Below are 12,235 nucleotides of genomic sequence, written 5' to 3'. Positions count from 1 at the left end.
CCTGAGTAATGGGGAGATTGCGCATAAGAGGCCGGGTACATTATCACGGAACTGAATCAATGGGATAATGCCTCTAAGGGAACATACACACTCGTTCACGGCATCCCTGACCCAGGGGGATAATAAACCTAAGAGAATGCAAACATGATTTCACGACCTTATCAAGCAGGATAATGCCTATAAGAGAACGTTCATACTCCTTCACGTCGTCTGTGAATCAAGGGGATGATGAAAATAAAAGATACACTCACGATTTTCGCTAACCTGACCGAGCGGGATAATAGCTATAAGGGGCGTAGATACTCGTTCATGGCATCTCTGAGCCATTGGGATACGAGCGAACAAAGTGAGAATAAACGATTTGACCTTAGAGGAAATGGCAGCGATAAGGCCGTCTTTAACGACCAAATAAAAATGGCCTAATCCCTCTCTTTCGAAAGGGACCAGGCCAATATCCGATCTAAGCCAGTGTGATCAGAAGAGAACGAAAGCGTGGCTATCTTCGCGTGCGTCCGCGTGCCGCCCCGCCCTGCAGGCGCATTAATGGGCGCAGCGCCTTCTGTACTAACCGCGGGTAGCTTCCGAGCTCATCCTGGCGCACGACGCGGAACGCGACGAGGCCCACGACGAACAACGCAACCACGACCAACGCTACGATTCCGGCGGTGAGCATATAGACTAGCTTGGCCGGCAAGATGACGACCAACTGCTCTCCCAATTGCTCGACACCGAAGCCGATACCGCCGGCCAGCACGCTCGTCAACAGGAACCCCGTCCAGCGGTTGCCGAGCACCTCGAACGGAACGACCTTCTTCATGACCCGCAGGTTAAGCCATGTAATGATGAGGAAGCTGATCATCGTACCAGCAATAATGCCGTATATGCCGAAGTAATTGGCGAGCAGGAAGCTCGACAGCAGCTTGATCAGAATGCCGAGCGTTACGCTGATCATGGCGATGTACGGCTTGCCCAATCCGATAAGAATCGAGCTGGATGTCATCATCGTAATCTGGAATATCGTTCCGATCGTCAGCATCGCAATAATTTCCGATCCGTCCAGCGAGCTGAACAGAAAGCCATTCACGGAGAATGCGCCAACGGAGAGAGCAAGCACAATCGGCATGCCGCTCAGGACGGAAATTCTCATCGCAAGCGAGGTTTGACGCTTCAGATGATTCATGTCCTTTTTCGCATAGGCCGCGGAGATAACCGGGATAAGCGAGGTACTGAGGGCAATCGCCAAAATCGGAGGAATCCCGGCGATCGACTGGGCCCGCTGTCCAAGAATCGCGTACAAATGAGCCGCCTGGGCTTGTCCCACATCCGGGGACAACAGCGGAATCGTAATCGACGTATCAATGAAGTTCACGGCTGGAACAGCCAGCGACGACAGTACAATGGGCACCGACATGGCGAATATCGACTTGAAAATATCGCTCAATGGCACCTTCTTGGCCCCGGATCGCCGGGCGCGGACGCCAGCTTCCCGATCTGCCTGCCGCAGCTTGCGCAAATAATGGATCATGACGGCGAACGCCCCGATGCTTCCCAGCACTCCGCCGAATGAAGCGGCAGCAGCCGTCCACTCCTGGGACGCTCCCGACTGCAGGAAGATGAAGGCCAATCCTATCGCCGTGATGACACGCAAAATCTGCTCCACAATCTGGGACATGCCGCTCGCCTGCATCATATTGCGGCCCTGCGTATATCCCCGCATCATGGCGATGACCGGGAACAGGAGCAAGGCAGGCGCGAGCGCCCGGATCGCCAGCGCGGCTTCCGGAAGCTGAATCATATTGGCATACAACGGCGCGAACAGTAACAGCAATATCGTCACGATCAGGCCGGAGCCTAGACCGAACAGCAGTGCCGCATAATAGACGCGCTCCGCTTCCCGAACCCGGTTCAGCGCGTAGCGCTCCGATACCATTTTGCTCAACGTGCTGGGGATGCCCGCCGTCGCGACGGCCAGAATCAGCAAGTAGACCGTCTGCGAGGCGGCGAAGGAGGCATTGCCCACCGATCCGAGCATATGCTCGAGCGGCACGCGCTGGACCAGACCGAGGACGCGCGCCACCAGCGTTGCGGCGGCAATGATGATCGTTCCTTTTATAAATGATTCCTTTGCCAAACGTTTCCCTTCTTTCTGTATGCCGTCTTCACCGGATGATGCTGCTATTCACCGCTTTCCATTAGAACATGAACACCCATGTGAAGAACAGGACGATCATCACGATCTGAAGAACAATTTTTACGGCAATGCTGGAGAACAGCCCGACGACGGCGCCCCAGGACGATTTCAGGGCCTTTTCCGCATCGGCTCCCGTAAAAATCTCGCCAAGAAAAGCGCCGAGGAACGGTCCAAGGACAAGACCGAACGCCGGAATGACAAAAGGGCCGATAATAATGCCGATCGTGCTGCCGACTACCGAAGCTTTCGAACCGCCATAGCGCTTGACCCCCCAGGCGTTGACGACATAGTCCGCGACGAACAGCATGGCCACAATCAATGTCTGTATCGACCAGAACCAGAACCCAAAGGACCCGAACCCAAAAAACAGCCCGTACACAAAGAATGCGGCATAAATGGCGAGCGCGCCCGGCAAAATGGGATAAATCGCGCCAGCCATCCCCACCGCGAATAATACGAGCACACATAACCAGCCTAAGAAGGTCATAGACAAGGGCCTCCTCGTTCAGACTTACTTCAACACATACTCCCAAATGGCCTGGGCAATCCCGTCCTCATTATTGGATCGCACGACGGCATCCGCCGCCCGCTTCACATCATCCTGGGCATTCCCCATCGCAATCCCGAGGCCCGACGCCTGGATGGCGGCCAGATCATTCAGGCTGTCGCCGATGGAGACCGTCTGGGACATCGTGCAGCCGATCAGATCGCATACCGTCCGCAGACCGGATGCTTTATGAATTCCGGATGGATTGATTTCGATATTATCAGGCGAGGAATTCGACAGCTCAAGGCCGCCTATGACGCGCAGCTCCTTCCAGAGCGAGCCGAGCACATCCTTGTCCTCATTGAAATAACCGAACTTCAGCCAATCCTCGCTGTCAATGTCGGCATTCCAATTTTCCCGATTATATTGCCGCTTCGTGGAATAAGCCCAGAACCAGGTGTCATGCGACTCCGACAAGGCCACCAAACGCTTTACCGCCTCTCGATCCAGCAGATGGCGGATATAAATCTGATGCGGCTTCTTCCATACTTCGCTCCCGTTCACGGTGACCATTGGGGAATCGAGACCCAATTCCTCCGCGTACGGCACCGCATTTTCGAACGCGCGTCCCGTAGACAAGATGACCGTGATGCCCGCTTCGCGCGCGTCCCGTATCGCCTCTGCCGTCTTTTTGCTGATGCGGTGATCGTCAGTCAGCAACGTGCCGTCCATATCAAGAGCTAACAATCGATATTTACTCATGTTCGTATCCACTCCTCAAAAAAACACGCCAAAACACATAACGACATTGTACCATAACACAGCATCAGCAACAAAGACTTCCTGCCTAGATCTTCTGCGCTCTGCCGTTTAGTGCTAGCATGGAAGCTGCGCATCTGCGCTGCCCCGCTTCCTAAACCGCCCGGTCACGAACCGCCTATCGTCCTCCGATTTCGCTGCCGGAAACTTTCGCCACGGGATGATGGCGGCCGCAGCTGCATCCTGCCTGTATAGGCGAGCTTCGAATCCGGTTCAGGCGGTCAATCCGATGACGGCACTCAGGAACAGGAGGGTCATAATGAACCGCTTAAACGCCGAGTTGCATTTCGACTGCTTTGGCTTCATCGCTGCCAACACTCCTTTATTCGAACATATGCAAGCTGATGTTACTTCCTGACTCGCCCAATTATTTAACAGGGCCAACTCTATTGGATAGGGGCAACTTTTAGGTTGCAAAAAAGAAAGGGCGTTGAGATATCGTATGCGGACCACCCCTGGCAGGTGACTCGCATGACGGGTTATCCCGCACGCCCGGTCTTGCTGGTTTGGCTGTATATCGTCTCCATTCTGGCTCCTCTATGCTTCGGTGATGGCAGCGAGCTGTTCCCCAACGCAATCGGCATAGATTCGATGTCCCCATGCCGTTGGATGGGTGCCGTCGTCCTCCCCGCTATTGTCCTTCGTGCGCAACAAATCAGCCAGCCGTGTGCCGGAATGCAGCTCGCGGTCCCACCGCTCCGCGATATCCGCAAGCCGCGTATCCGTTGTCATCGCCGCCTGCCGCACCGCCTCGTTATATTCGTCGAGCCAGGCCTGCGCCCCGGAGGGCGACTCGTACCAAGCCTGGGGATGCCTCCGATAATAATAGGAGGCATCCGATCCCTCGATGATGGAATGAAGCGTGCACAGAATCGGAACGCAGCGGTTCGACTTCAGCGCCTGCACGATGCGCACCAGATTGCTTCGGAATTCTTCCACGGGAACCGTCGGGCGGTTCGGCCCAATCGCGACGTGATCATTCATTCCGAATAATACGGTGCATACATCGGGATGCCGGCCCAGCACATCCTCCTCTATGCGCCGCAGACCTTGCGCGCTCGTATTGCCGGGCACGCCCGCGTTCACGATTTCCATGCGATAGCGCTGGCCCAATAGGTAGAGGAACGTATCCTCCGGCCGCAAAAAGACACCTGCCGTTATACTGTCTCCCAATCCGATAAGCCGCATGATGCCCCTCCTTCTCAGGGCGGAGCGCTCGCTCAGGCACGCCTTCGCATGCCTTCCTCCTTCAGCGAACGCAACCGCGTCTTCGCTTCCCGTTCCGCCGTTATTCCTCGTCCCGTCCCGCGGGGCTGTCCGCCGGCTCCTATGCCTTCTTCTTCGGCTTGCCTGCCAGCCCATATACCTCGTCATAGGCGTCGAAGATAGCCCTCCCGATCGGAGCGGCTCCGTAAGCGCCGAATCCTCCCTCCGGAACGACGACCGCTACGGCGAGCTTCGGCTTATCCTGCGGCGCATAAGCGATGAACACCGCATTGTCGAGCATTTCGCCGTTCACCCCTTGCTGCTGCGAGGTTCCGGTCTTCCGGTAATAAGGATACGGGAAGCCGTCGAAGCCATGCGCAGTCACTTTGGACATGCCTTCCTCGACGATGCGCCAGTATTCATCTTCAATGTTCGTCCGGTTCAGGACTTCACGGCCGAAGGTCCGAATCACCTGTCCGTTCCCATCGGTAATCTTGCTGACGAGTTGCGGCTTAATCCGCTCGCCGCGGTTCGCCAGCGTCGCGGCGTATTGGGCCAACTGAAGCGTCGTATATTTGCCCATCTGCCCGAAGGACGCTCCGGCAAGCGCGGATTGGGCGCTGTTCTGTTCCGCGTCAATGAGGTAATCCTTCCTTCCCGGCTGCTCAAGCGGCAGGCCGCTCCCCGTCAGCACGCCGAGACCGAACGCCTCCATATACTCATCCCAGATCGTCAGGCCATTCCTGCCATTGACAGACGGGAGACTATAAAGCCGCTTGCCGACCATGTCGATCATGAAGGAGTTCGACGACACCTGCAAAGCTCTCGCTGCTCTGATGGGGCCGTAGGACGCATTGCCCGAGTTCCAGATCCGCCGGACTGACCCGGCGCGCCCGATCTCGGCATACCCGTAATCGGAATAAGTCTCGCCCGGCGAGAACAGCTTCTCCTGCAAGCCGATCAAGACGGTCAACGGCTTCATCGTCGAGCCGAGGTAGACGACCGAGCCGGGATGCTTCATGCGCTCGTCATTGTCCTCGTAGGGAGCAGGCACGTCCCGGATCGCCCCGTTCAACAGATAATATTGATATTTTTTATAGTTCTCGGGACTGATCGAGCCGTTCTTCCATACATCCGGATTATAATCCGGCATGCTGGCGATGGCCACGACATGGCCCGTCTCGACTTCCATCGCGACCGCGAACCCGGTGCGGGCGTTCGGCGCACGCTCCGAGCGGTTGGTCGAATCGCGGATTTTCTCCAATGTCCGCATAATCGCTTCCTCGGTCGCTTTTTGAATATCCCGGTGGATCGTCAGATGAATGTCGTTGCCGCGCTGCGGCTTCGTCACTTCCATCGGCCCGATGACGCGGTTGGCCACATTGACAGGGAACTTCTTCACCCCGTTCAGCCCCCGCAGCTCTTCCTGATACATCCGTTCGATGCCGTCGAAACCGACATCCTCATAGTCCAGATACAGCTTTTCCTGCGGCAGCTTGTTCCGGTTGTCGAACATGTCCTGATAGAAGCCCGGCTCCGCGCGCACGCCTTTGAACTTCTTCAGATACCCCACCGTCTGCACCGCCATCGGATTGTAATTGCGCACGCTGTCCTCCACAATATCGATTCCCGGGAACTCCGGCTTATGCTCCAGAAAATAGGCGACCTCCTGCCGGGTCAAGCCGGTCTTGATAATGCGGGGCGTATACGAATAATTGACCCGGGAGGACAAGTCCATCAGCACATGGTAAATGCGGTTGGCCGTCAGCGGCTTCTCCTCCGGTTCGCCGTACTTCCGGAACGCCTCGGCCAGACGCTTCGCCAGCGCATAAGCCTCTGTCCGGTTCTCCTGCTGCGCCTTCGTCAGCTTGCCGCTGGACGGATCGCCATAATTTTTCTCAATATTGAAGTATAACGACTGGGTCGATGTGGAATAAGCGATCGGTTGGCCGGAAGCGTCAAAAATCGTTCCCCGAAGCGGCGCGATCGGAGCCGCCTTATAGCTGAGATCGTATTCCTGCTTCTTGAGGCTCGGACCTTCCACGAACTGCAGAATCGCCAGCCGGACAATAAGCACGCTGAAAATGGCAAAGGTCATAAAAAAGAAAATATTCAAGCGGAAGGAAAATTTGCGTCGGTTCACCAGTTCCCGCTTATCCGGATCATCATGGGGATGAATCACTGGTCGGGTCATCCTTTCTGCCCATGAATTTGTCTTGATACATTATTTTACCACATCCTTATGACTTGATGCCAAAGCACCCGAACCGAAGAAAAACAAAAAAGACGCTGACCGTTCGCAGCGTTGTCCTCAAGGTTCCCCCAAGAAGGCCAACCGCTTATGCGAACGCATCAGCGTCCTCGCATCCTGCGTAATTATGGGATTATTCCGCACCCTGCCCGGCGGACGCATCCGCCTGCTCGTCCTTCAACTCATCCGGCTTCTTCTTCGGCGTGCCGTCCAAGCCATACGCCTCATCATACGCGTCGAACATCGCCCGCGCAATCGGCGCCGCACCGTACGAACCGAAGCCGCCCTCCGGCACGACGACGGCGACGGCCAGCTTCGGCTTCTCCGCCGGGGCATACGCGATGAACACCGCGTTGTCGACCCGTCCTCCGGCGACGTCCATCTGCGACGTCCCCGTCTTGCGGTAGAATGAGTAAGGGAAGCCGTCGAAGCCGTGGACTCTAACCTTCAGCATGCCGTCCTCGACGACATTCCAGTAGGCATCGTCGATTTTCGTCTTGTTCAGCTCCTCGCGGCCGAATGTCTTCACGACTTGGCCGTTGCCGTCGGTAATCTTGCTCACGAGCTGCGGCTTGATGCGCGTGCCGCGGTTCGCCAGCGTGGCGGCATATTGGGCAAGCTGCAAGGTCGTATATTTCCCCTGCTGGCCGAAGGAAGCGTAGACCAGCGCGGATTGCGCGTTATTGCGCTCGGCCTCGAGCAAGTAATCCTTGGCTCCCGCCTGCTCGCGCGGCAGGCCGCTTCCCGTCAGGACGCCGAGCCCGAAGGCGTCCATATACTCATCCCATACCTTCAGCCCGTTGCGCCCGTTGACCGTCGGCATGGAATAGAGCCGCTTCCCGATCATATCGACCATGAAGGCGTTGGAGGACACTTCCAATGCGCGCGAAGCTCCGATGCGTCCGTAGCCGACATTGCCCGAGTTCCACACCTTGGTCTCGTAGCCGACCCGTCCGAACTGGGCGTATCCGCCGTCGTAATAGGTCTCGCCGAGAGCGAACAGCTTCTCCTGGAGACCGATCAGCACCGACAGCGGCTTCATCGTCGAGCCGAGATAGACGACGGAGCCCGGATGCTTCATCCGCTCTTTGTCGTCCTCATAGGGCGCCGGGACGTCGCGGATCGCTCCGTTCATCAAATAGTATTGGTATTGGTCATAATCCTCCGGAGTAATCGACCCGTTCCGCCACACGTTCGGATTGTAATCCGGCATGCTCGCCATCGCGACGATGTTCCCGGTATCGACCTCCATCGCGACCGCATAGCCGGTACGCGCGTGCGGCGCACGCTCCGAGCGGTTCGAAGAGTTCCTGATCCGCTCCAGCGTCTGCATAATGGCATCCTCGGTCGCCTTCTGCACATGGCGATGAATCGTCAGATGGATATCGTTGCCGCGCTGCGGCTTCGTCAGCTCCATCGGCCCGATGATGCGGTTCGCCACATTGACGGGAAACTTCTTCACCCCGTTCAATCCCCGCAGCTCTTCCTGATACATCAGCTCAATGCCGTCGAAGCCGACATCCTCGTAATCAAGATATTGCTTCTCGGACGGCGTCGAGGCGCGATTATTATAAATATCGTTATAATACCCAGGATTGTCGCGCACGCCCTTGAACTTTTTCAAATACCCGACCGTCTGCACCGCCATCGGTTCGTAGTGGCGCACGCTGTCCTCCACGATATCGATGCCCGGGAACTCCGGCTTGTGCTCCAGGAAGTAGGCCACTTCCTTCCGGGTCAGGCCGGTCTTGATGATGCGCGGCGTATACGTGAAATTGACGCGCGCCGACAGATCCATCAGATCATTGTAAATGACGTCGGCCGTCAGCGGCTTGTCTTCGGGATCGCCATACTTCTCGAAGACATCGGCCAACCGCTCAGCCAAGCGTTTCGCCTCTTCCCGGTTCTTCTTCTGCGCGTCGGTCAATTCGGCCTTCTTCGGATCCCCGTAATTTTTCTCAATATTGAAATATAAGGACTGGGTCGAGGTCGAATAGGCGACCTGCGTTCCGGACGCATCATAGATCGAGCCCCGAAGCGGCGGGATCGGCGTCTCCTTGTAACCGAGCTGCGCTTCCTTCTCCTTCAGGCTCGGGCCTTCCACGAACTGCAATATCGCTAACCGCACGATAAGTACGGAGAATACCGCAAATGTAACAAAAAAGAATATATTCAACCGATGCGAAAAATTGCGCCGGTTGAGAACTTCACGCTTTTCCGGATCATGATGAGGATGAGTCACTGCTCTATCAACCTTTCTCCCGCTGTAACTTGCTTCCCAACCATTTTAGCATAGATAGGAATTCCCCTTCAAAGCCCTAAATAGTGGATTAGCCAGCCGCGATCTTGTCCGGCACATGCGTCTTGGCGAAATCCGGCGGGTTGAACCAATCGCCCGAGCTCGCCCAGGTGGCATCCAGCGGAATCCAGCGCTCCTCTTCCGAGAGCCAGACCTCATTCCAGGCGTGGGGGCCATACCCGCCTTGGCCGTTATAGCCGAGCCCGGTCACGACCTTTACCTTCAAATCCGCCGCCCGGGCCATGACCGCATACAGGCGGGCGTAATCGATGCAGACGCCCTGCTTGGTGGCGAACGTATCCTGCGGAGTCTGTTCCTTCCAGACCCGCTTCGTCTCATACTGCTTCGCCTTGTCCCAGTCATACTGAACGCGGCTTCCGATCCAGTCGTACAGCTTGCGCGCCTTCTCCTCATCCGAGCGCGCGCCGGCCGTAATGTCCGCGGCAGCCTGTTCAATGTCGTCCGGGATATGGGAATCGACGACTTCATATTTGCGCTGCATGAGCGCCGTCAGCTCTTCGGCGACCTGGGAAGTAAATACCGGCCATTGGGACGCGATGAAGTCGCCGGCGACGGGTTCGATCAGCTCCTGGGCTGCCAGCCGGTATGCCTCCGAATCGCGGATAATCGCGCTCGCCTTCGTATCCGGCTGCCACGTCACATAAGCGAACAGCACGAGGATGACGAGCAGCGCCCGCGCCATGCCGATGATCCCGCCCAGCACCGCGCCAGCGAGCCAATTCCCGACCGTCTTCAACGGTCCGGCCTGCGCCGCTCCCCGCGGATGCTCAGCCCGTTCCCTGCCGGCCGCCGGCACCAGAGCGCCCAGCGTCCAGCCGGCTATCCAGCGGATTATCATATAAATCAACGCGAACAGCACGGCGAAGCGAAGCAGGGGGAAGTCGCGGATCCCGGTCAGCAGCGTATAGCCGATCTGCTCCCACCACGCCAGCTCCCGCGCCGGAATCGCGATGCTCCATTCGGCCATCTGGCGCTGCACAAGCGGGGACAGCGTCATCGCTATCCAATAGGAAGCCAGCACAGAGACGACGACGGCCGCGGTATCCAGCACAAATGACAAAAGGTGACGAGCCGAGCCGGAAGCCCCTCTCCTCACCCCTAGCAGCACCGAGAGGAGCACGATGACGCCAAGCAATATCGTCACCGCATTCCCGTCTGTCAGCCTCTGCGCGCTCATTGGTTCTGCTTCGCCTTGTCGATGAATTGGCGCAGCGTGTCGTTCAGATCCCATTCGCCGAGCGGCACGCCGCTGAACGACACATTCACCTTGCCGCTGTCCGCCTTCCCTGTCAGCACGAGACTCGGCGTCTTGACGGTGTACGTACCGTCCTTCTCGACCGTATACGTCGCCTTTTTGGCTTCATCGAGCATCGCTTGGGTCGCCTGCTCCTTCAGCTTCTGGACCGTTTCATCCTTCACGTTCGTGACCACCTGATCGATATTATCCCATGTGATGCCGCTGTACACGGCGACCGCGGCGATAATGACCAACACAAGCGCCCATTTGACCATCGTCTTCACGAAGCTCACGATAACGAACAAAACGATAAGCGCAATGAGGAAAATGAGCCAGTTCTGCTTAATAAATTCAAACCACATATCCATCTGATTCACTGATAACCACCCTTTCCACCACGTATTATAGCATCATTCCCATTATTTGTGGCAATCAGCCCCGCCTTCAGCGGCATATCGCATCTTGGGGTACTAAGTTCGTCCCTTCCAACGTACAAGTATAGCATAGCGATTTGGAGGTGACTGAACTTTGCGCTCAGTGCTGTGGCTCTATTTGTTCTTGTTCGTTGCTTTCTTTGATTTGCACGCGCAATACCCGATTCTAACCCCGTTTGCCATCTCAATAGGTGCGGCGCCCTCCTTCATCGGACTGATGATGGGGATGTACTCCTTCACCCATCTGCCGGGCAACCTGCTGGCCGGTTACGGAATCGACCGATTCGGTAGCCGGATTTTTATTGTGTTCAGTCTGATCGGCGCCGGGGTAATCATGATTTTGCAGGCCCATGTCGTCAACCCATGGGAGCTGCTCGTGCTTCGCTCTATCAGCGGGTTCGTGCTCGCCTTCCTGTCACCGGCCTGCTTGTCCCTCCTCGCACGCATGGCCCGGGATCATGTGCATCAAGGGAAGCTGATGGCAGGCAACGGCCTCATTCATACGCTCGCCTCGGTCGTCTCCCCGGCCGCCGGCGCCTATCTCGTCGCCAAAATCGGGTTCGGCATGGCCTTCCAGGCGCTCGGCATTATGCTGCTCATCGTCGGCGTGCTGGCCTGGTTCTTCATTCGGGATATCAGCCAAGATGCCGTTTCTTTGACGCCGCAGGCGGAGGGCGTTCCTTCAGAGCCGATCAAGCAGCCGGAAGCCGTGCCGGTCCCATGGCGCTTTTATTTCATGCCGCTTGCCATCTCGCTGTCCCAGGGCATCCTGTTCTTCGAGCTTCCGCTGATGGCGGACGCGCTCGAATCGATTATGCGGGCCGGCATCCTGTTCTCGGCCGTCAGCTTGGGCGCATTGTTCACGTTGAGCCTGCTGTTCCTGAACCATTATCAACCGTATACGAGGACGTGGATGGGCGCATTCGCTTTGGCGCTGCTCTTTTTCGGACTGGCCATCCATTGGCCGGTGCCGCTGCTGGCGACGCTGTTCCTTATCGGAATGACCAAAGGAATCATTTTGCCCGCGATGTCCTCCCATTTGATTTTATTAAGCGGAGGAACCCGTTTTGGACGGATATTTTCCATCCTGGCGATTTCCTCTTCCATCGGTTCCTTCCTTGGCCCGATGATCGCGGGGCAGATTAGAGATACGATATCCCCTTATTTTATCGCATTCGTCGTTCTCATGATTGCAGTCACGCTGCTGCCGGCGAAGCAAGCTTTTCTGCCGCCTTCACTTCTTCCCGCAACGCGCACGACGACGCGGATATAGAGGCCGCGTCTCGCGCA

Annotated in this window: 9 protein-coding genes; 1 reads left to right on the top strand and 8 read right to left on the bottom strand. The window is 56.8% G+C overall.

Annotation, left to right across the window (positions count from 1 at the left end):
• Window positions 1-496: 496 nt before the first annotated feature.
• From ABD76_RS27025 to ABD76_RS26990, 8 genes are all read right to left on the bottom strand, one after another.
• Window positions 497-2,131, bottom strand: coding sequence for a putative polysaccharide biosynthesis protein (locus tag ABD76_RS27025; protein ID WP_197260000.1), 1,635 nt, complete (start codon window positions 2,129-2,131; stop codon window positions 497-499).
• A gap of 61 nt (window positions 2,132-2,192) precedes the next feature.
• A complete protein-coding gene (locus ABD76_RS27020) occupies window positions 2,193-2,678 on the bottom strand; it encodes a DUF456 domain-containing protein (protein WP_197259999.1) in 486 nt (161 codons plus the stop codon).
• Between the two features lie 24 nt (window positions 2,679-2,702).
• A complete protein-coding gene (locus tag ABD76_RS27015) occupies window positions 2,703-3,440 on the bottom strand; it encodes a Cof-type HAD-IIB family hydrolase (protein ID WP_197259998.1) in 738 nt (245 codons plus the stop codon).
• 594 nt (window positions 3,441-4,034) lie between these two features.
• Window positions 4,035-4,685: an SGNH/GDSL hydrolase family protein gene (locus tag ABD76_RS27010; protein WP_197259997.1), complete on the bottom strand. Its 651-nt coding sequence runs from the start codon at window positions 4,683-4,685 to the stop codon at window positions 4,035-4,037.
• Window positions 4,686-4,824: 139 nt separating this feature from the next.
• Window positions 4,825-6,885, bottom strand: a complete 2,061-nt coding sequence (locus tag ABD76_RS27005) for a penicillin-binding transpeptidase domain-containing protein (protein ID WP_197259996.1) — start codon at window positions 6,883-6,885, stop codon at window positions 4,825-4,827.
• 202 nt (window positions 6,886-7,087) lie between these two features.
• Window positions 7,088-9,196, bottom strand: a complete 2,109-nt coding sequence (locus tag ABD76_RS27000) for a penicillin-binding transpeptidase domain-containing protein (protein WP_197259995.1) — start codon at window positions 9,194-9,196, stop codon at window positions 7,088-7,090.
• An 88-nt stretch (window positions 9,197-9,284) separates the two neighbouring features.
• Window positions 9,285-10,451, bottom strand: coding sequence for a transglutaminase domain-containing protein (locus tag ABD76_RS26995; protein ID WP_197259994.1), 1,167 nt, complete (start codon window positions 10,449-10,451; stop codon window positions 9,285-9,287).
• Window positions 10,448-10,888, bottom strand: a complete 441-nt coding sequence (locus ABD76_RS26990) for an ATPase (RefSeq protein WP_197259993.1) — start codon at window positions 10,886-10,888, stop codon at window positions 10,448-10,450. Before ABD76_RS26990 ends, ABD76_RS26995 begins: the two co-directional genes overlap by 4 nt.
• Window positions 10,889-11,039: 151 nt before the next feature.
• Between ABD76_RS26990 and ABD76_RS26985 the strand changes: the two genes are divergently transcribed.
• A complete protein-coding gene (locus ABD76_RS26985) occupies window positions 11,040-12,218 on the top strand; it encodes an MFS transporter (protein ID WP_197259992.1) in 1,179 nt (392 codons plus the stop codon).
• Window positions 12,219-12,235 lie beyond the last annotated feature (17 nt).

Origin of the sequence: Paenibacillus dendritiformis, assembly GCF_015845845.1 — a bacterium.
In the GTDB taxonomy this organism is placed as follows: Bacteria; Bacillota; Bacilli; order Paenibacillales; family Paenibacillaceae; genus Paenibacillus_B; species Paenibacillus_B dendritiformis_C.
This window is presented reverse-complemented; position numbering and strand designations above follow the sequence as displayed.

What these genes read in the sequence shown, in the direction of transcription:
- ABD76_RS27010 (WP_197259997.1), bottom strand. Translation starts at nt 4,685, where the DNA reads ATGCGGCTTATCGGATTGGGAGACAGTATAACGGCAGGTGTCTTTTTG.
- ABD76_RS26995 (WP_197259994.1), bottom strand. Translation starts at nt 10,451, where the DNA reads ATGAGCGCGCAGAGGCTGACAGACGGGAATGCGGTGACGATATTGCTT.
- ABD76_RS27015 (WP_197259998.1), bottom strand. Translation starts at nt 3,440, where the DNA reads ATGAGTAAATATCGATTGTTAGCTCTTGATATGGACGGCACGTTGCTG.
- ABD76_RS27020 (WP_197259999.1), bottom strand. Translation starts at nt 2,678, where the DNA reads ATGACCTTCTTAGGCTGGTTATGTGTGCTCGTATTATTCGCGGTGGGG.